The 21,663-nt window shown below is 45.1% G+C and carries 16 protein-coding genes; 8 read left to right on the forward strand and 8 right to left on the reverse strand.

The annotated features are described in order from the left end of the window. The first annotated feature begins 163 nt into the window (after positions 1-163). From ACJJI7_RS22185 to ACJJI7_RS22200, 4 genes are all read left to right on the forward strand, one after another. Positions 164-811, forward strand: coding sequence for a hypothetical protein (locus ACJJI7_RS22185; protein WP_020413430.1), 648 nt, complete (start codon positions 164-166; stop codon positions 809-811). Between the two features lie 352 nt (positions 812-1,163). Next, positions 1,164-2,186 carry a phospholipase C/P1 nuclease family protein gene (locus ACJJI7_RS22190; RefSeq protein ID WP_020413431.1) on the forward strand — a complete coding sequence of 341 codons (1,023 nt, stop codon included), beginning with the start codon at positions 1,164-1,166 and terminating at the stop codon, positions 2,184-2,186. Positions 2,187-2,244: 58 nt separating this feature from the next. Next, the gene (locus ACJJI7_RS22195) at positions 2,245-3,573 is read left to right on the forward strand and encodes a peptidylprolyl isomerase (protein WP_282952907.1); all 1,329 of its coding nucleotides are present in this window, start codon (positions 2,245-2,247) and stop codon (positions 3,571-3,573) included. Then, on the forward strand, positions 3,558-4,139 hold the full coding sequence (locus tag ACJJI7_RS22200; RefSeq protein ID WP_444901197.1) for a hypothetical protein: 582 nt from the start codon (positions 3,558-3,560) through the stop codon (positions 4,137-4,139). The genes ACJJI7_RS22195 and ACJJI7_RS22200 overlap by 16 nt, the downstream gene beginning before the upstream one ends. A gap of 575 nt (positions 4,140-4,714) precedes the next feature. On the opposite strand, the gene ACJJI7_RS22205 is transcribed toward ACJJI7_RS22200, so the two are convergent. Further along, on the reverse strand, positions 4,715-5,689 hold the full coding sequence (locus ACJJI7_RS22205; RefSeq protein ID WP_051089500.1) for a DJ-1/PfpI family protein: 975 nt from the start codon (positions 5,687-5,689) through the stop codon (positions 4,715-4,717). A gap of 743 nt (positions 5,690-6,432) precedes the next feature. After that, complete coding sequence (locus ACJJI7_RS22210) at positions 6,433-8,517, reverse strand: neutral/alkaline ceramidase (RefSeq protein WP_282952905.1); 2,085 nt, start codon at positions 8,515-8,517, stop codon at positions 6,433-6,435. Positions 8,518-9,212: 695 nt separating this feature from the next. Here ACJJI7_RS22210 and ACJJI7_RS22215 point away from each other — a divergent pair. After that, on the forward strand, positions 9,213-12,302 hold the full coding sequence (locus tag ACJJI7_RS22215; protein ID WP_444901196.1) for a cellulose binding domain-containing protein: 3,090 nt from the start codon (positions 9,213-9,215) through the stop codon (positions 12,300-12,302). 110 nt (positions 12,303-12,412) lie between these two features. On the opposite strand, the gene ACJJI7_RS22220 is transcribed toward ACJJI7_RS22215, so the two are convergent. Next, positions 12,413-12,805 carry a nuclear transport factor 2 family protein gene (locus tag ACJJI7_RS22220; RefSeq protein WP_282952902.1) on the reverse strand — a complete coding sequence of 131 codons (393 nt, stop codon included), beginning with the start codon at positions 12,803-12,805 and terminating at the stop codon, positions 12,413-12,415. A gap of 49 nt (positions 12,806-12,854) precedes the next feature. Then, the gene (gene pcaB / locus ACJJI7_RS22225) at positions 12,855-14,204 is read right to left on the reverse strand and encodes a 3-carboxy-cis,cis-muconate cycloisomerase (protein WP_282952901.1); all 1,350 of its coding nucleotides are present in this window, start codon (positions 14,202-14,204) and stop codon (positions 12,855-12,857) included. A 1,129-nt stretch (positions 14,205-15,333) separates the two neighbouring features. Here pcaB and ACJJI7_RS22230 point away from each other — a divergent pair. Genes ACJJI7_RS22230 through ACJJI7_RS22240 form a run of 3 tightly spaced genes read left to right on the forward strand, consistent with a single transcriptional unit; the run spans position 15,334 to position 17,831 of the window. After that, on the forward strand, positions 15,334-16,155 hold the full coding sequence (locus tag ACJJI7_RS22230; RefSeq protein WP_444901195.1) for an iron-containing redox enzyme family protein: 822 nt from the start codon (positions 15,334-15,336) through the stop codon (positions 16,153-16,155). Further along, positions 16,133-16,903 (forward strand): class I SAM-dependent methyltransferase, encoded by a 771-nt coding sequence (locus tag ACJJI7_RS22235; RefSeq protein ID WP_282952899.1) that lies wholly within the window; start codon positions 16,133-16,135, stop codon positions 16,901-16,903. The genes ACJJI7_RS22230 and ACJJI7_RS22235 overlap by 23 nt, the downstream gene beginning before the upstream one ends. Continuing rightward, complete coding sequence (locus ACJJI7_RS22240; RefSeq protein WP_282952898.1) at positions 16,896-17,831, forward strand: TauD/TfdA family dioxygenase; 936 nt, start codon at positions 16,896-16,898, stop codon at positions 17,829-17,831. The genes ACJJI7_RS22235 and ACJJI7_RS22240 overlap by 8 nt, the downstream gene beginning before the upstream one ends. Positions 17,832-17,929: 98 nt before the next feature. Here ACJJI7_RS22240 and ACJJI7_RS22245 read toward each other — a convergent pair whose 3' ends face one another. From ACJJI7_RS22245 to ACJJI7_RS22260, 4 genes are all read right to left on the reverse strand, one after another. Beyond that, positions 17,930-18,232: a hypothetical protein gene (locus ACJJI7_RS22245; RefSeq protein WP_282952897.1), complete on the reverse strand. Its 303-nt coding sequence runs from the start codon at positions 18,230-18,232 to the stop codon at positions 17,930-17,932. Between the two features lie 512 nt (positions 18,233-18,744). After that, entirely contained in the window at positions 18,745-19,893 is a 1,149-nt protein-coding gene (locus ACJJI7_RS22250) for a tRNA-queuosine alpha-mannosyltransferase domain-containing protein (RefSeq protein WP_444901194.1), read from the reverse strand. A gap of 83 nt (positions 19,894-19,976) precedes the next feature. Further along, positions 19,977-20,858, reverse strand: coding sequence for an NAD(P)-dependent oxidoreductase (locus ACJJI7_RS22255; RefSeq protein ID WP_020413445.1), 882 nt, complete (start codon positions 20,856-20,858; stop codon positions 19,977-19,979). A 5-nt stretch (positions 20,859-20,863) separates the two neighbouring features. Next, entirely contained in the window at positions 20,864-21,661 is a 798-nt protein-coding gene (locus ACJJI7_RS22260) for an undecaprenyl-diphosphate phosphatase (RefSeq protein WP_020413446.1), read from the reverse strand. Positions 21,662-21,663 lie beyond the last annotated feature (2 nt).

A 21,663-nucleotide genomic window follows, 5' to 3' on the forward strand; every position in this document is an offset into this window, starting at 1 on the left:
GTCCCTTAATAAACACATGTTAATCTGGCAATCAGATCTAGCGAGTGGTCACAAAAAATAGCAGCTTTCGGGGGAAATAAACTTCTATTTTTACTCATAACCAAGTGGCAGATGCCACATTATGGGTATTTTTGTTTCATACGCCTATAAAAGGAAAATAAACATGGCAATCTTACCGGCAACCGCATTCAATCAACTGCAAGCAAATACATCAACTTTTCTGAAAACCTACCCAGTTAGAATTTATGGTGATCCTGGAGCATCAGGAATAACTCAATACTGCATCGGCAATGGCGGAAATTCATATCGTCCTGGAACCATTCTGGGAACACACAATATGCACTCAACTGAATCTTTCCACATAAGGGGTAATGCTTTTTATCTTGCGACAAATCCACACCTGTTTTTTACACACTCCATACATATGGATGTCGGTGCGGCAAACCTGGGTTTTTATCGTTTACCCAGCGCAACTGGGCCCTCAATGATGGTAACCGGCCAACTATCTGCCTGCTCTTTTGTCATCCGCCCAGTCATAGGCAGTACTGCCCTTGATGTTGCTCATGTACAACCTGCGGCTGTTAATGGCGATACCCTTCGCAACAACCTAGCAGCTACTTACGGGACAGCCTTTGTTTATGGCACCAGCAATCAACGGGGGTTTTACAATGGGGCAAATCGTACCGTTTCAGTTATTGGCATACGTACAGGTACTAGCTGGAAAATATACGCGCAGAAACATGACAGAACCACGGGGGATTATCGCATTCTCAGTGTGTACGAGATCTACCCGACACATCAAAAACTTTAATGACTAAAAATACTAAAAAAAGAGTCTTAAAGAAATTTCAACTGAGGACTCAGCCTGTATCATTAAAGACAGCCATATTGTATAAACAATCAACATTTTCACCTGAGAATTTACGTAATAAAGCGCCCGAAATAATCTTAGTTATTTAAAGTATCCAAAAACTATAAATCTTTTCTTCATGTTTCCTTATATGAGATCCATCGCATAGATTGACCGCTTACACCGAGCCAATTGATTATCTTCATAGAAACGCATTAAAACTGTCATTTCTCGCCAGCATACTTACGCCCGCTCGCCTTTGGGCTTCCACAGGCGCTCTCTATAAGACATAAAAACCATATCAGGAGCTGTCGTGAAGAAAATTATCACCACCGGCCTAGTCCTCGCGGCCTTAAGTGCATCCTCTACCCAAGCATTCCAACAGATCACCCATAAGCGCATTGCAATTGACGCTGTTTCCTATATGCGCAACAACCCAGAGACTACCGAATACAATAAACTCAAAGCTTGGGTAAATGCGGCCGGATTTAGTGTAGATGAGTTTGCGGAAGTACTTGGCCAGGGCGCTTATGATGTTGACGACTTCAAAGATACTTACCTGTGCGGGGCAATCACTGGTGACTGTGTCTACGCTCCAGTGTTTAACGCCGGAGCCTCACTAGTGGGTTACACAAGCTATTGGCATTTCCAAAATCATACCCGCGGTTCAGATGTTCACGGGAACGATCTCGGCGGCTACAACTACGACCTGCTTACCGTATGGGACAGCATTGATAATATGGCAGCTACCTGGCTGGTTGGCGACTATCTGGATGATGGTAATGGGGGAATGACCGGTTGGTGGTCAGCCGATGACTCAGAATACAATACCTATGGTATTACTGAAGCCAACTATCGCCAGGGTAGCCATTCCTCCAAATCGATGTATGACGACTTTGAGGAGATCCCCTTTCAACCTATCGACAACCTCGGCCAGTACTGGTACAGCCAATTCCTTGCCCAACCAACCGCACAAACTCTCGGCTTTGTAATGCATACCACTGACCTGCTTCAGCCACACCATGTGTGGACCACCTCAGGGCTCAACCACAGCGGTTGGGAGGGCTGGGTTGCAGATTACTACGATAGCGAAAACCTCAATGACGAAGCACTGGTTGCTCAGGCCATGTCTAACTTTACTGCTATAGGGCAAAGCAGCGATGATATTCGCCCCTTACTGACTCAAGGCGGCGCCCTCGCCTATGCCAATGGTGGTATTGTTTTATCCAGTACCGATCATAACGACAGGCTGCAAGTGGCCAAAACGGTCGTGCCTCATGCCATTGCAATGGTGGTTCATATCCTCAATCACGCTGCTCAAAAAGTCAGTGAATAACAACAAGAATTAAGCGCTCACCACTGGCGCCCGCAGCCAGTGGTCTAAGGATATTCTGATGAGAGTTATCTGGGTATTGGCCGCCGTACTGATAGTGACCACTCTGGCTTTCGCGGACTCACCTACAACGCTACCAGATAGTGTTGCAGCAAGAGTTAATGGCGAAGATATATCTCTAGCGGCATTAGACGTATTTGTAAAAGCAGCACGTCGCCACGATAAAGAGGCCAACAGGCGGTCAGTTCTCAAAGGGCTTCTAGAAAGCCATCTACTAGCCACGATGAACACCACGAAGTCTGTAATAGATAACCACAACACTGTAGGCTACGACTACCATACGCAGGTTGAGCAACAGCTCTTCAAACTGATTCGCAGCGCTTACCAGACCCCGCTTGAAAAGACCATGCAATCTGCAAACGTAAACAGCAGTCTGGATTTTCTAACAGCTCCTCTGACACTTAATATCAACAAACTCAAACCAATTCTTCAGTTACAGCAAAAGCTCTATAGCTCCATGACAACTGACCAACGGAATTCAGCGGAGCAGCTAGTGATTGCTCGCTACAAGTTCAGAGATACACAAGCTGAACAAGTATTGACTTTATGGGACTTATATCGTCGCCAGAATATTCAGCTTAAGGTACAGATGCACAGCTTGAATTTGGAATTCATCCGCGAGGCCATAAAGCAACAGCTCACTAGCGCCTATGTGTTAGATTGGTTTGAAATCGGCTCATCCTTGGACCAGGTATCCCGCGCAACCGTCAAACAGTGTATAGAATATGCCCTACAACGTGAACTTCTATTACAAAATATGGGATTGATTCATGATATTCACGATGAAAACCCACATCTCCAAGCTCTCGTAAAATCTGTGACAAAGAAAGAAGTCCATCAGTACTATAAAAAACACAAAGAGAACTTCAAGCGTATTGAAAAGGTTCACGCCTATCATATCCGCCTGGAATCACAAGAAAAGGCCGATCTTGTCTATAAGGAAATCAAAGCCGGCCTGCCCTTTCATAAAGCAATTCAGAAATACTCTAACGCAACAGACCGTAACTCCAACGGCAGCCTGGGGTGGATTGATCGAGAAAACCATCGCGATCACTGGACACTCGCCATGGCATTTAGCCTCCCTGAAAATACAGTCTCAAAACCCTTTCGCAGCCCCCAAAAAGCCGGGGATGTGCACTGGGAAATACTCTGGATAGACCAGCGGGAAGTTAGCTATCAGCCAATCGAGAGCGAATCGGTGCACTATAGAGCCACTAATGCTATTGCTCAGAAAAAACTCCAAGAAAAATTTTATACACTGATATCACTGGCTAAAAAGAATGCATCCATACAATTAAATCAGAGGTTGCTGTCTTGCGAATCTTGCTAATTGTAGTCGCTCTAACATTAGTTGGACTGATCATTACTGCAGTGGCTCTAAATGATCAAAGCATAGCTTTGGATGGGATAGTCGATAGGGACAAACCTAAACCAAATTTCCCTTATTCCACCCAAGCTCACCAACCTTCGACAAAAACCGTAGTTACCCAGTATTCAGAACTCAATGTAAATAATGACTTCGCATTCTCTTCAAACCCAAAAAGCGTAGCTGTGCAATCATTAGCAGAGACTATGAAAACTGGCGATCCACGTACACCTCCACTTGCCCCTAAAAATAATCCACGCACAAAGCCAAGCACTGAAGAACTTGCATCTCGCGATCTCTACCGAGAGTTTGAAGCTCGGCAGGAACAGGCCATATATGCCTCTTTTGCCGCAGTTGCGAAGCATAAAATTACGGAGCTAGAACAACAAATTGAACTAGGGAAGCAGTTTGGTATAAACCAGGAACAACTCTACGAGGCGACTCAAAAACTGGATTCGCTGCGAAAACAAAGAGAAATTATTCTCAGGGATCACCTGGAAGTCGATACCGAATCCCCCACAAAGCAATAGCTATAAAAGTCAGATTTAGACCCTATACGCCTTTATAACTTTTCAGTCTATATTCAAATAAGTCAATAAATTTTCGCAAATGGAAGCTTATAACACTATCATTTTCGGTGTTTTAAACCTGAGTGGCGCCAAGCCAGGTAGGAAGGATAATTGTGAAAGCGGCCCTCCTTCTCTTATTAAGCTTATTCTCCACTTACTCCCTGGCATCCTCTGTCAGGGTCCAATTAATGGACTGGGATAGCATTTGTAAAGTGCAAGTAACTGGTGGAAAGAACCCCTCATTCACAAATTTCCAAACCTACAAAAATGTAAGACGGGGCTGGGAGATTGAGCGCCCCTACCAAATTTGCTACCGTCGCAATGAAGAGCCCTCACAGTGTAACTCAAAAATGACTTTGTGGCGCTGTAAAAGATATGTTGAATCGGATGATCCCAAGAGCAACACTTTCCCGCTGTTCTGATTTTTTGAAAAATAGGATTGGATCAAATGTCATTGCAAACTCATAGAGCAAACTAAATATATAACTTAAATTTTAACGGAGATTCCATACGCACTAATAGCCACAACCGCCAAGTTACGACGCTTGATCCAATATACTTAACTTAATCATCCAAGGATTGACCTCAGAAGGAGAAACAAAATCAATCTGCAGTACAATACCATCATCAGAAAACCGATATATCCATTTATTATCAATAAATTTTCCCTGACTAATTTTCCAATCTGGATTCTCTTTCATCTGTTCACTTAACCAGGCTTTTACAGTCTCCACATCACCGGAAACCTGAAATGCGGTATACCAATCTTCCAAGTCGCCATAGCTATATTCCTTAGAAACAAATTGAATTGACTCAGGCAAGTCACCAAAATTCGGCATAATTTTGTCTGCCATTATACCCCGGATATAACCGCCCTGCGGCTGCCACTGGTACTCAATCTTCGCCGCAACACTTCTGGCTTTCTCCATCGTATCAATCTTGCTTACCAGGTATAGAGCACCATCTATTCCGGATGAAAGACCGGCGGTAGTAATGATCTTCCCGTTATCTACAAACTTTTTATTCTTTACCAATTCGATATCAGGGAAACTTTTCTCGAACGAATTGAAGGCTCCACGAATAGTGGTTGCTTTCTTACTATGAAGCAGCCCGGTATTCGCCAAAATAAAGGCACCGTTACATACCGATAGCACATACTGCACCTGCTCAGACTGCTCCTTAATCCACTGCAATATCTCCGGGTTCTCCATCGCTTTATTGATGCCACCCCCAGGGATAATTACCGCATCAAATTGATTCTCTTGATCAAAACTGGCATCTGGAACCACCTGTAATCCCATCGCTGAAGTAATGGTTTCACCATCTTCAGAGATGGTTGTCAAACGATAACGCGCCTGACCAAAAACCTCATAAGGGCCAGCATAATCAATAGTTTGTGCACCATCGTACAATAATATTCCAATATGGAAAGCGTCCTTAGATATAGAGTGGGCCCAAGCCTTACTACTTAAAAGTAATGAGCACAGGGCAGCCCAGAAAAATATTTTCATGGTTATAACCTTAAATTCGAAAGTCAGTTATTTTTAGCAGGAGCAAAGGTTTATTCGACAATTGATCAGACATATCATAAAAGTCCCGCTATATGAATAGTGCGCTTCCAGTCGAGGCAGTTGAAAGCATAAATTAATAGCATTAGTCGCAAAGGACATAAAGCCGACAAATTAGGACATCAATTATCAGAGAAGGAGCCTTTCTATCTCATTGATAATATTTAAGCTCGGCATTGGCAATGTTTATATAGGCTCCACTGCCCTATGCTTCTTCGCAACAAACCATATTGCCCGTGCTGGGCCAGTGAGATCCCTAAATGAATCTATTGAATTAGATCAGCCTCACCCCGTTCATAAGCAATAATTTTCCATAGTTCTTTATAGATTCTGGGGATTAGCTAAGCCTGCTTTTCGGCAAGCACTGCATCTGCAAATAACCCCAACCCATACATTGCGGACAGCAAGAACAGCTAGTTATTCATACATAAGTAAAGTAAAAAAACTTTCCCTATATTGCTTATTACCAGGCGGACTACATGTGTTTTAGAGAATGGAGAAATCGCGATTATACTGATGGAAAAGCGGAAAATGAATTACATAGTAGAAGCAGAATAAAAAGAAGAACAAGCAACTTATAATGGCACACAAATATATTATATTTAGGGCATTTATAGAAAATATGGCATTACCTAGATGTCGATATCACAGTTTCGGTAATGCCATCTAATTGGTGCAGGAATCTGCTAATTAGCTACAGTAAATTTGCTTGAGGTGCCACTATAGCTGGAAATTTTTCCTGTCCACCCACTCTTCCAGTTTCCGTAATGCTTAATACGATATGTGCCAGCTGGAGTATTTTCACCAATTGTCCACTGCCCTTCAGCAAAGGAACAAGCCAGACAATCTATAGCGGTATCCCTGGTCCAGATAAAACGGGTATCCAAATCATTATCCGTAAGATAGGTTTTCCAGCTACCATTCACTTTTCGCTGAATCTCAATAAACGTGCCGCCAGTCCTGAAATTATTGCGAGGATGTCCAGAGCGAAAAGAGGCGCTCACCATGTCTCCGGCAGAGTAGCTGTTACCGACATCATTCCAGACTTGCCCAAAAGATTCCCAAAGACGCTTATCATCATAAACCACCCCGATAACATGAATCACCTGGTCATTAGATAAATCTGCAGGTGTTGGGCCTGCATCGACTTCCAGATTATTGTTCATGGCATAGGCCATCTCCGTGTAGATTTGCTGGTAAGCTGCAAGGGTGTTGGGGCCAAAGATAGTATGGCCACCCTCATAGTGCTGCATATCAAATTCTTCGTGTGTAGTCACGTAACCGCTATAGGCATTCGCCAGACCGGCAATCACCACCGTAGAGATTCCATTACCCTGCATAGCTGAGAGCACCTGCTCTTCCAAACGGCGCCCCGCCATAGTAGTCATCTCACTGGGCGCAGCAACCAGGGCAAGGGAGCCGATTCGAAACATCTGAAATGGTAAATAGGGTGTGTACAGCTCTTGCCCCACCACTTTACGCTCTACAAAGGTTGGCTTTGGATATTGGCAGGGATCATCCTGAGTCTCGTTGAAAACAGCCACCGCAGAAAAAGCGTTCATCAATCCAAATATCGGGAATCCATCAATTACAGATTCAAACAGGCTTTCGCTGCGATCCCATTCTGTACCCTCATTATCTACAGACATACCTTCGAAGATACCGTCAATTCCACTGGGGCCATCCCAGGTAGAACCCGCTGTAAAGGACCAGCCAACCGCGCCTTCACATATATCCTGCTGTCCTACTCCAGTGTACTGTCCCGCCACTGTGTAGCCTGGGAAGTAGATGATTTGATGACGATAGTCCAGTTCCCCTGTCAACTTGTTAGCTGCTGACTCATATAGTGACTGCGCTTTGGAAAACTGCTTTTCTGCAGCCAGCTCTAAACTCGCATATTCACTAGTACCGCAGCCATCTCTGGGGCCACACACATTAGGAGAGGCATCACCCAGGTTGCTGTTGGCAAAAGCCGCCACGAAACCATCTGAGGTATTGGGCTGGCCAGCAGCCCAGGTTTCAAATAGGTAACTGGCCGCACCTTTATGGTCGCTACTCAACTGGCGTTGTTCGGTTCCGAGGGAAACATTGTGCACAGCAAACCAATTGATAATCCCCATTGCCTCATTATCCGATCCCACCAATTTGAGCTGACTCATGGTTTTATTAGTATCGTATTGGTAATTACTAATATCGGAATTTTGTGCGTAAGGTTCTGGGTTGCGATTAACACTGGTATTGAGCAGGGTACCCTGATCGAGATAAATATCGCCTTCCTTCAGGCTGTTATTCGCTGAGACAATAGACTGGTAAATACCCTCCACAATCGCGCTATAATTATCTCCTGCGTAACCCAATGCACTCATATTCAACATTACATAGTGATCGTAACCACCAGGCCCCACATGAGTATGAGTTGCTGTGAGCATCACATTCTCATCAGTGAACCTATTATTGCCATACTTACTTTTAAGTTTGGCGATTACACCCTGTTTAACGCCCTGGGGAATGCCCTGCAGATCCGCAGAGACAAATACTAGGCGCCGACTATTCTGTGGATTCGCGATAATAAACGCGCGGGACCACAAACGGGTGTGAATTCCCTTTGTTGTTTGCCCTGTCTCACCATAGCCAACCATACCAACATCGGCGGCTGGGCCCGTAATATCGTATTTACCAGTACCCAGCAACCAGTCCGCACCGAATGCAAGAGGGGTAGCGCCTACTAGCCCCAAGAGCACCACACAAATCTTGATTATTATTTTATTCATTTTTTCTCCAAATAATTTGCTATAGCGATGCCTATACATAGCATGAGCCATGGAAAGAAGGCTGACCTTACTTGCAAAAATTATTCTGATAACGCAGTGAAAGAAACTGGCTCGATAGCCAGCTTTACGAAGTACAACTACATGACTGTACTTTTATTATTTCTATTATTTCTTCCTGATAGAGACAAACCTATACAGTGAATAGAGCTTAGACAGGTATGACAATATTCTTCCTTGATTCGCACCTTTTTATTAAGTTAATACTTTGGCACGCGGGTTCCATGATACTTCATTTACGCTATCCACAGGTTTGCAATAACTCCCAACAGACCAAAAGCCAGGGTAATTCGCAATGCCAGATCTGCAATTAGGATTTATTAAATATAGATATCATTCATAGACCGAGGTCGATGTAATTTCCACTTACTTTGAGAGGATCATCGGAGATGACCAGAACGTTTTTAGTTTAGCTTTGATGAATTTATGACTATTCCAACAAAAACGCGCACCAATTTGGAGCGCAATCAGGAACTACCCGAGATGCCTCTAGCTTCCGATAAATTTTGAAGCACTCACGAGCCGACAGAAGATGTGAATCAATAGTCATTTATTCAGCATAACTCCTTTAAACGAAACTTTATCGCCAGGAAGGAGCCTTAGCTGTTGGTACAAATTTAATAATTAGTGGTTTCTTGATGCATATCCGACTCATCAAAGCAAGCATGGTCCCTTTACTTTTATTAGGGCTTTCTGGTCAGGCGCTCGGAGCTACAAGCTGCGACGTGAACCTGGTTGTTCAGAGCCAGTGGAATACCGGTTACATGGCCGCTGTAGTCGTTCGAAATACTGGCAATGAACCCATCAATGGCTGGTCAGTCGACTGGCAGTGGCCCGCAGACCAAGTCATCGATCACTCCTGGAATGCCAAGATTAGTCAAAGCGGCAATATCGTTACCGCGGAGGGAACTGGCGATTTTGCCACCATACCAACAGGCGAGGCGCGGTCCTTTGGGTTTAATATCTCCTACTCTGGGGGCAAGCAGATCCCATCCAAGATAAATGCCAGCTGTAATAAGCAAGCATCTTCGCCCCCAACACCTACTGAACCGCCAACAAGCACTCCACTATCCCCAATTGAGCGCTACAACTACATTCTCGGTACCCAGACAATCAGTCCCAAGTACAGTTTTACCGGAGAAGGCTCCCTTGTGGAGTCTGCCAAGGCCATTCATGCAATGGGCTCGAATTTTCTTAAGATTGCCCTCTCCACGGGCCTGTATGATGAACTACGAGGCAAAGGGCTGGACTACCAATTCAAACGCATGCTTGAAGAAGTGCCCGCTTATCGTGAGGTCCTGGAAATGGATTTTTCCCACTATATGTTTTGGGTGGAAGATTCAGGCTCCTGGATGGACAACAAGGGCATGTCCAAAGATGAACTAACCTGGCAGTACGATAAAATTTATGCCCTGGCTGAATACCTGCTAACGCAATATAACGGATCTGGTAAAACCTTTATGATCGGCCACTGGGAAGGGGATTGGAACCTGGTGCAAAAGGCAGACGGAACCCGTGATGACAACCAGGAAAAAATCGACCCCATACGTATCCAGGGATTAATCGACTGGCTCAATATTCGTCAGAAGGCCATAGATGATGCTAAAGCCAATGTAACCCACTCCGATGTCAACCTGTATCACTATGTTGAAGTCAATAGGGTTGAGTCAGCAATGCAGGGGAAGGAGCGTATTACCAATGCCGTACTACCCCACACTAATGTGGATCTGGTGTCTTACTCAGCTTATGACCTGACTACCAAGGAAAGACACTCAGACTTCGCCACCTTACATACCGAGTTAACCAAAGCTTTAGATTTCATTAATTCAAAGCTTCCCACCAAGGCAGGCTTGCCATTTGAAAAACGAGTATTTATTGGCGAGTACGGATACGGTGAATCCTGGTTCAAAGACTGGGGCACCCGCTCCGGAGAAGCACAGGATATGCTCTCGCGCAATGTGATTAAAACTTCATTGGAGTGGGGGACTCCTTTTATCTTGTATTGGCAGATGTATGGTAACGAGTATGACAGCTGGGCTAATGAGTTTGTCGGCTACTGGCTGATCGACAACGAGGGGAACAAAAAACAGATTTACCAAACACACCAAGAGTTCTATCGGGACGCCAAACAATACCTGATCGATTTTCAGGCAAAGCAGGGTATCCTACCTACAGAGCGAGAGTTCCGCGCCTACGCACTTAAGTGGTTTGAGTCCACTAAATCCCCAACAACACCGCCAACTCCAACACCAGACACAACACCAGACACAACACCTGCACCAAGCCCGGAACCTGCCCCCCCACTGCCATCCTCTGGCCAGTGTACTGTGGAATACACTGTCCAAAATGACTGGGGCAATGGCTTTATGGCTAATGTGGTTATCCGCAACACTGGAAATACCCCCATTGAGAAATGGCAGGTACAGTGGCAATGGCCAGGTAACCAAAAAGTGGCCCATCACTGGAATGCTCTGATAAGCGAAAATAGCGGTACAGTGACTGCCAGCGGCCAGGACACTATTCCTCCAGGCGAGGCTCGGGCATTTGGTTTTAATGGTGAGTACACGGGTGAAAATATTCAGCCAAACCTGACCACTAGCTGCCAGTCCAATAGCGTAACAGAACCCTCTCCGCCAAGTACCCCTGTACCTACAGAACCAGAGCCCCAGCCCACTGAGCCGTCCAATCCCAATAAAGGCAATGCCAACAGCATAAAACTCTGGCTTATTGGGGACTCGATCACCTATGGCATGACAACACTACCCTTCAACTCCAATGGCTTCCGCTCCCAAATTTGGCAACATCTCTTCGATGCCTCCAATGGCAAATCCAGTTTCCCGCTTACCGCAAGTGAGAGCAATGGCTCCCTCCAAATTCTCTACAGTGGCAAGCCCATACACACTATCGGAACTGTAAATGGTCCAACTGGCCCAGAGGACTTGGCACAACAAAGCAGGAATTACTGGCATTCGGGAATCCCAGGAGCCACCACAAGCGATATGCTCTGCTTCCTAAACCCTACAGGTCATCAAGTTCCATCTGGCTATAATTTTGCCAACTGCGCTCAATCCATTGCTAACTTCAATTCGGTAGCTACCGAAATGTGCCGGGAAGGCAGTAACAGTGCCGGATGGCTAGGTAACCAAGCCTGCCAGCTGAGTCAAAGCCTCTCCGACACAGATGCCGTTGTGATACCTATCCAACTGGGAACCAACGACATTACTTTCTTAAATATGAATGGCGCCACCAAGTGCAGTGCCGCACCTGATATAGGAAGCACCACAGCCAGTCGACTGGAGCAGGTTGTTGCCGGCATATTGTCACCAGCAAATATTACGGATAACTCTACTCTGGTGGGTAAAATATATAGTCACCTTTCTTCATTAGGCATAGCCGATAAAAATATTGCCTTTGTAATCTCGATGATTCCTCGCCGAAGTAATATTGACGGGCAAGACCCCCAAAATTACTGCACCGATTACTACAATGCCCAGATTAAAAATGCGGTAGAAAATGCCAGAGCTTCTTTTAATATGTTTCTGGCAGATCAGGGCAAAATAATCCCTACTGGTGACTCGGTACATCCCACTACAGCAGGTCACAAGGTCATGGCCTGCAACCTGCTGTATGGTTATAGCTATGGGCATTCTGAGAGCTTCAACTGCCCAATACCAGACAGTACTCCAACTTCTGGCTTAGTGAAAGCACTAGAAAGCGTCATTCACTAGTTATACTACGATTAAATAAAGAGTTCGTTTTATAAAAAGACAGGATGGCGGCATGGCACATAAATTTGTGCCATGCCTATAGACAGAAAAATCTAACCCATAAGAATTTCTCAATTAAAATCACTCTTAACTGGAGCAGTATCATAAATGATAGCTACGGAAGAGAATCCACTTAGGTCAGTAGCAAGGTCAAAAATATCAACCGTGTTAATAGTAGCTGGCTCTTTGCCTTTTATAGTACGCGTATAAGTCATATAAATAGCAACCTGATTTGGATTCATCACTCCCTGCATAATATTTTTTAACTCCAAGTGACGTTCTTCTGTTGCCTGAGTGACATAGGAGTAAAAATCATCAACCTGGCACTCCCCAAATATCGGAGAATAAACCCTCGCACCTTCTATAAAAACAGCCTTCAAAGCCTCCAAATCACCTTGCTCCAAAGCCGATAAATACTTAAGACATAATCTCTGTATAGCTTCAGAGCGAATTAAGTTTTTCATAACTCAAGAAACCCCAGCCTGAAGAGATTTACCATTCAAATAAACATCTTTACCGCTCCTTCCCGGCCAGGGTTTGATCAACCATCTCACCACACAATCCTAAGTAGTTCTTGGGATCCAATAATTCATCCACCTCACTGGAACTGAGATTTTCAGATATTTCCGGGTTTTGTTTCAATAACTCGGCAAATGACTGCCCGCTTTCCACCGCATCACAACAGATCTGATATACCAGGTCATGGGCTTTCTCGCGTCCAATCTTAGGACCCAATCCCATCATAACTGCCTCAGAGGAAACCTGGCCCCCAGTCAGTTTTAGGTTTCGCATCATATTTTCCGGGTACACATTAAGTCCACTTAAAGCAAAGCGCGCTTGCGCCAAGGCTGCAGCCGACAGGCAAAATATTTCAGGAAGTACCACCCACTCAATTTCCCAGGTACCCGTAGCTCGCTCATGATCCTCTTCCATAGCATTGAGCAGAGCTGCCACCTGCTGCCTGATAATTGGCACAATGCCACTGATATAGACTGAAGAGACAGGGTTATGTTTTTGTGGCATCGTACTGGAAGCTCCTCGCCCGGACGTAAATGGCTCTGAAACCTCACCCACTTCTGTCTGCGCCATTAATTTAATATCGAGAGCGATTTTCCCCAGCGTGCCAGTGATCAACCCCAGCAGACAGGCTACCTCAGTGATTCTATCTCGCATGGTATGCCAGGCAATACATGGCTTCCCTAGCTTAAGCTCCTCCATAATCCCCACCTGTACCGCCAATCCCTGGCTCCCTAACGAGGCCAGATTTCCCGCTGCGCCACCAAACTCCCCAACCAGTGCACGTTTTTTAATTTCTTCTAAGCGCTGCTGGTGTCGATGGAAACCAGCCAGCCATACAGCCGCTTTATAACCAAAAGTTATTGGTACAGCCTGTTGCAAATTACTTCTCGCCACCATCGGCGTATCCCGATACTCTTTCGCCAATTTAGCTAATGCAATTGAAATTGCTCCCACATCAGTTTCTATCAATTCCAATGCCGCACGAATCTGTAAAACGGTAGCTGTATCAGTAATATCCTGGGTTGTAGTTCCCCAGTGGCACCATTGCCCCAGCCCTTTATCGCATAGTGCTACCAGCTGTTGTACAACCCCAAAAACGGGATAACCAATCAACTCTGTCTGTGCCTTTAAGCGTACGAAATCAATCTCATCGGCGTTGCAGTGGCTGCAAATCTCTTTCGCCGCCTCCTCGGGAATGATCCCCAATCGCGCTTGAACTTTTGCCAGGGCCGCCTCGACATCCAGGTAGTACTGAACTCTCTGTTTATCTGAAAAAATATCTCGCATTGCCTGCGTGCTGAAAAGATCACAGAAAACTACTGAGTCAATAAGAGTTGCTGCCACGATTCACCTCTAAAAACCAAGGCAAAGCTTGCAGGTCCTTTGAATTCGCCCGGGCTGGTAGTGCAATGAGATTACTCAAAAGCGAGACTAGCGGTACAAACAGTCATTTCTCAAAGAAGAATAGACAATAGCATTCGGGGCTTAATGAGCTATTAGTTAGTAGCTATTTCCTTCTAGGTCAACTTAATTGATAGAGAATGCAGGTATCCTTTACTCGGCCCCTGGTCAGATGACTGAGCGTCCCATATGAAAAGTACCAATTACATCTACATCAGTGAACATTTGCGGTAGCTAAGTATGCCAATTTTTTTCTTACATACAATCTCTCGCCCCACCCTAGCCAGTAACTCAAATCTCAAAAGCCATTTAGTTAAAAGAGAATTTTCTTTCCAATTACTGCCTCGTTAGCAGTCTCTACTCTGAAATCACACCACCTACTTATCGACATAAAATCATGATACTGCCAAGAAAATCCAATTGGTACCAACCATATAAATAGTAAAGAAAACCTTAAATCACAAAATCCCTACTAACCTTATAAGCAAAAACATCCTTCCAGCACCACTCAAACTTATGCTTTTTCACTCATACTGAGGCTCATTTTAAGCTCCAAGCCCCAATCACAAATAAATAACCCTTGAATTGATTTACATCAATTTATACTTCGATTCGGCTTTACAACAATAAGGGCACAAAAAAATTCAACACCAAATAAATCCTTCACCCCTACGCCACACACATAAACAAAATATAGAAGCTGACAAAAAGAAATTTAAATTTTCTTGAATTAAAAGCAATTACAAACAAATGGAAAAGAGAAACACAAGAGGCGAAAGCCCATTAATTTCAATATATCAGAAAATAAATACCTACAAGTAGGTATAGCCACACACCCCGCAGCCAAAAACTAATTAAATTTTCTCAAGAAAACAGAGGCAACAAACAACCAGCATCCGTGAATAATAATCATGATATTGCTAGAAAAAATTTTACTCCGTATACTCAAAATCCGTTTACTGGTCGAGCAACCATTAAACGCTATTCACACAGGATGTTCGTTAGCAAACTGAAATAATTACTTGTTACGGTTGCCAACTTTCGGCTCAACAGATGGAATTTAAGGCTTCAGATGAATAATCATAAAAGAGCCTGGCTAGAGCAACTCCCTGAAGAAGCGCTAAAGCACAGGGCTATCAACCACCCATATCTCAAACAATTCAGCAGTGCATCCCTTCCAAACTTTCGCTATGCGGTCGCGGATTTTGCTCAACAGTACGGGGTTTATTCATCCCGTTTTGTAAACTTGCTCACTGCTGTGATTTCCAGATTGACTACCCCGAAGCACCGGAACATTCTTCTGGAAAATCTCGCAGAAGAGTCTGGACACTATGAAGAAAAAGAGCTTATAGAGCTGGAGACTCACGGGATCAGTGCAAGCTGGGTCCGGAACATCCCACACGCACAGCTGTTTGAGAGCTTCAGAAAAAGGGCGTTACGCGGAACACCAGAAATAGGAATTTCCGATGATCCTGCTATATGGTATGACATGCTCTCCGGAGTATTGCTTTATGGCTCTACTGAAGAAGCTATCGGGGCTTTAGGATTAGGTACAGAGCATATCGTCAGCTCTATTTATCCTTTCATTGAAAAAGGCTTAAAAAGCCTACCCGAATTTCAGCCGGAGGATTATTGCTTCTTCTCTGTTCATACACTCATTGATGATGACCATGCAGAAAGCTTAAACCAAATCGCATTGGATTTTGCCAATACCGAGGAGGGCCGCAAGCGTCTTCGTCACGGAGTGCTTAAAGCCTTGAACTTAAGGGCCGCCTTCTGGGATGGCATGTTGGAACGTGCAATTAGGGGGCCGCAAAAGCCTCTCGAAAATCTAAATAATTATACTCAACAAGCTTCTGGAGTGGCTCAGGATGAACCAGCCGTTATCAACTGAAACAATCTATAACGCCCAAGCAGGCAACTGGTTGCGATCTGAGAAGGTCCTTTTAAGTGACTTTACTGCAAGACCTCGAGTGCTTGAGGAGTTAGGAGATATTGCTGGGCAAGACATTCTGGACTTTGGATGTGGCGAGGGTTACGTCTCACGCATGATTCTGGAAAATGGTGCTCGTTCGATATTTGGCATCGATTCTTCTGCGGAGATGATCAGTCAAGCACAGGCAATGGCAGCAGAGCTCGAACTATCCACTGCCAGTTATACGGCTGCTAATGCTGTGACTTTTGACCAATTCCCACAAAAGAGCTTCGACAAGGCCATTGCTGTATTTCTTTTTAATTATCTCACGATTGAAGAGATGACTCAGGTAATGACAAAGGTTAGATCACTGTTAGCCTCCACCGGGACCTTTGTTTTTACCGTGCCCCACCCTTGCCTACCATTTATGCGTGAAGAAACACCACCGTTTTACTTTGAGCATGGAGATAAAAGCTATCTCGATGGCATCAATCAAACTTTCGAAGGAAAAATCTGGCGCAGAGATGGAATTCCAGTATCTGTGCGTTGTGTACACAAAACCTTTTCACATTACTTCGAAGCACTCAAAGCAGCCGGGTTTAATCTTTTGCCGCAGGTGAATGAGCTTGCGGTAACAGACGAACACCTGGCATTGGACCCTGAATTCTTTGGCCCTCTGAAAGGTTACCCTCTGCATGTTTTATTTAAGGTACAAGTAAATGATTGAACTGGCTCCCAGAGAAGAGGTGTGCGCTCAAGCGTGGAAGGCTGCAGATATAGCCTCAAAATCCAACTGGAAGTTTGCTTGGCCTTCCGGCTGGCAAGAGGAAGTAAAAGCTCTTCAAGATTGGGCTTCCAATCAGGATCATCCTGTTGAATCCTTGAGAGCCGACTCAGTACCAACCCCACAGTTTGATCAACTTGCCCAACAGATCAAGCAAGAAATTGCACACGGAAGCGGTATAACCTGGATTCAGGGGATTGATGGCTTCGATCAAGATACACTCAATCTTTTGTTCTTAAATATCAGCCTGGCAATGGGGCAAACTATTGATACCTATGGCAGGTTGTACGGTATCCTGGATACAGGTCGAAGCTATAAAGATGAAGCAATTCCGGTATCACAAACTAATGCAGCTACCGGGGTACATACAGACAGCTCGCAACGTACAATCCAGCCCAATATTCTCGGCTTGTGCTGTATCACCCCTGCGATAAAAGGTGGAAAATCCAAAGTGGTCTCCGCAGCACAGGTCCACGAAGCCCTAAGAGAAAGAGAACCTGGCAAGCTCGCTCTACTCTATGATAACTATATACGCGATCTTGTCACCCCAGGCAGCGACAAGAACCTACAGAATATCCTTAACAATCACTTCCCCATTTTCAGCTACGAAAAGGGTAAGTTATCAATTCGCTATATGCGCTACTGGATTGAAAAAGGTCACCAGCGGGTCGATCAACCGCTAACCAAGGAGGTATTGCAGGCTTTAGACATGCTCGACGGGGAGCTAAACAATGAAGAAAACGTTGTCAGCTTCTATATGAACTCAGGAGACATGATATTTATCGACAACACTCGGATTCTTCACGATCGGGATGAGTTTGTTGACACATCCGAGCAAAAACGCGTTTACACTAGAGTATGGATAAATTGAGCCTCTATTAAATCACACCAATTAAATCCTTAACTGAAAATAAAGCCGAAAGGATAATTAGCATAAACTCTCTTTTCGGCTTTTAAGAATAAAAACCATCAACGCCCTTGTGATTGCCCCGTTACGACTGTTTTTCTTAGCTTATTAACATTTCTGGCCGTTTCCACTGAATCACCTGCCCACTCCTCTGCTGTCATGCAGACCTTCTTTTTGAATCTCGATCCCGTCCCTTCGCGATACTTACACACTAGTTCATTCTTTGGTTCCTCCTGTTTATCGAGGTTAGAGGCCAATTCTTCAACTTGACCGTCTTGATCAGACCCCGGCCTATTTGATACGGATGTACAACCAATAGCTAGCACCGAAAATAGAACTGCCAGGGCCAAAAAATACTTACTCATGATATATCCTTATCAATTTCCATATGAAGTCCGCAGCTAAAGAATATAACATTGATATAAAAACAAGGAAAAGCTTCGATGACTTGATCTACTTGCAAGACAGCAAGATATAACACTTCTCTCAGCGCGCCTTACAATGGACAAAGAATAAAAAGGCACCATGATTTCCGCATCAAGTCAAAGCGTAAATTATTCTGCTAATATGAGCATATTCGTGGCAGCATACCACGCACGCGGCCTTCTCAGAGTGAGGGGGGATACTGCTGACTTATGGAATGGTACCAAAACCTCTATCTATTGCCATCTCTATTCTGTGGAGTATAAAAGTCAAGACTAGTGAGGGCCCATAAGCTATAGGGCTGCTAGCAGTATTTTTCAAGCCAGGGAGCGGCTGGCCGATCCCAGATCCAGGCCTACTGATATGAACTTTAGATACCTAAAAAAGCGTTATACAACCCCACTAAAGTCGCTTAGTCGGTGAAGTTTTTCAGTAGGTTTGGCTAATAATACTTTTATTTACAATAGCCGACTGTATCGGAGATACATCTGCTCAGAGCACAAAAATATTTATCTTTATAGCTTTCCCATGAAATATTATGAAAGTCCAATTTTACTAACGTTTCCGCACATTGAACTCTTTTGGCCATAGATTCAAGCTTTGTAACTGCATTCCTCACCCCCAAGTAACGCAATTGCTCAGGATAAAACTCCGGGTAACACTGCTCATCCGGCACTAATGGCGTGCAGCCCATCGCTGCGGCCTCCATTACCGCTAGCCCCTGAAACTCGTGGTAAGCGGTAGATAGAAATACATGGCTACCACGTAAGGTTTGCCGGTAGAGATGTTCGCTTTCCACATACCCCACCACCAAAAGATTTTGGCAGAATTCCTGCTTAATCTGCTTAAACTCTTCCGGGCTGTTACGAAACGACTGGCCCATCAAGTTGAGCAAGAACTTTACCTTTTTCTCTTTTAGGCCCTGAAGAATCTGCAGTAGTCGATCGGCGCCCTTGTCATACTCCCAGCGGGCAGCCCAACTGATGATCAATGTATCCTCGGTTACCTCTTCCTGATAACCCTGTCCCCACCGGTGATCCCAACAAAAATTTGTTTGTGCGCTTTTTTTGACAAAGAGCGCACCTTCCAAGGGTACAGGCAAGACCTTAGATTTGTTTTGTACTTCCTCGCAAATTCCTGTAGGTACACAATCGGGAAAACGCTTGAGTAATGTAACAGCTCCCTCAATTAAAGTGCGACGATTAAATTCTGAATTAAAAAGAACTAGGTCCCCAGCCAATGCGGTATAAATATTTAGCAATTGAGGCTCAATAGATTGGTAAGCATCTGTACTCACCGGATAAGCAAATTGATTCTCATGAAAATAAACAACAGTCGGAATCCCAGCCAGCTCTGGCACTAAACCGCGTAAGGCACTGAGATCCGTCATTGAAGTTGTAATAACAAGATCCCAATCCTGCTTGAGGGCTTGCGCAGCCTCCCCTCTGGCCCAGGTCAGGCTATTTCCACGAATGCGCCAACTGAAATATCGTGGGGGCAGGGTAAGGACTGTCCACTGCCATTCGGGAAAAGCGGCAACCAGACCCTTACGCCAGCGCTTGTGGCTGTCCGCATCATAGGCCGAGAGCAATAGAACTTTCATCGAGAGTTAAACAATATAAATTAGGAATGCAGGGTTGGAAATAACTGCATCCAACCCCGAGAGCAGCTTTCAAGTAGAGAGTATCAATCGAAGGAACGCACATTCATCAGTCGCGCAAACAGGCTGGAAGTATCCCAGCGGGCACCACCGATTGCCTGCACTTCGCTGTAGAACTGATCCACCAATGCAGTGACTGGCAGCAATGCACCATTACGCTGAGCTTCCTGAAGGACAATAGCCAGGTCCTTACGCATCCAATCTACTGCGAAACCGTGGTCATACTCGCCAGCCAGCATTGTCTGGGAGCGGTTTTCCATTTGCCAGCTCTGCGCGGCACCTTTGGAAATTACATCCACTACTTGCTCCGCATCCAGCCCGGATGCCTTGGCAAAATGCAGGCCTTCAGCAAGCCCCTGGACTACTCCGGCGATGCAGATTTGATTGACCATTTTGCACAGTTGGCCGCTACCTACCGGGCCCAATAAGGTTACCGCTCTGGCGAAAGTTTCAATTAACGGATTAACTCGCTGAAAATCGGCTTTATCTCCGCCAACCATAACAGTCAACGCCCCATTTTCAGCGCCTGCCTGGCCACCAGAAACCGGGGCGTCAAGAAAGCATATCCCCTTGTCACTGCCAATGGCTGCCAGCTCCCGAGCAACATCCGCCGAAGCAGTAGTGTGATCTACGAATAAGCTACCTTTCTCCATAGTGGAAAAAGCACCTTGCTCTCCAACCACTACCTGACGTAGGTCGTTATCATTACCCACGCAGGCGAAGACAACTTCCGCACCTTTAGCCGCTTCAGCCGGGGATGGGAAGCTTTCCCCTTTGTATTCCTCCAACCACTTTTTTGCTCGATTAGCGGTGCGATTGTATACCCTTACATGATGACCAGCTTTTGATAAATACCCAGCCATCGGGTAGCCCATCACCCCCAAGCCAATAAACGCTACAGTTGCCATATTACCTACCCCCATATCATCCAAATCAGGACCGCACCTAGTATCAGGCGATAAATTGCAAAAGGTGCCATACCGATACGACTAATAAACTGCAGAAAAAAATGAATACATAAGTAAGCACTAATAAACGACAACACAGCACCCAGCAGAATATCGCCCCAGGGCACAGTTTCCAGTGAAAGCAAGTCGTATGTCAGTAACAGCGCCGGCAGTGCAATTGCTGGTATCGACAAGAGAAAAGAAAAGCGTGCGGCAGCCTCTCGTTTCATTCCTAGCATTAACCCCGCTGTCATGGTTATACCTGAGCGGGAAGTACCAGGAATCAGTGCTAATACTTGAGCCAAGCCAATCAGCAATGCCTTTTTCCAATTGAGTTGAGCCAACGTTTGTGTGCGCACCCCACGCACATCCGCCCACCAGAGAAGAATACCGAAGCCAATTGTGGTCGTGGCAATAACAGCTGCTGAGCGAAGATTGGCTTCGATAAAGTCTTTGAAAATCAGCCCAACCAAACCTACCGGAATAGTCGCCAATACAATCAACCAGGCAAGCCTGCCCTCATCGGTAAAGTCCCCGCTGGCTAACCCTCCAAGCCCATCCCGGATCAGCGCCCAAATATCTTTACGAAAATAAGAAACAACCGCTATCAACGAACCAAAATGCACAGCGACATCAAATGCAAGTCCCTGGTCCTGCCAGCCCAATACCTCGGCAGGTAAGATTAAGTGCGCTGAACTAGAGATAGGCAAGAATTCAGTAAGCCCTTGGATCAAGGCCAAGACAACAATTTGAAATATTTCCATGG

This window comes from Microbulbifer variabilis (genome assembly GCF_056232115.1).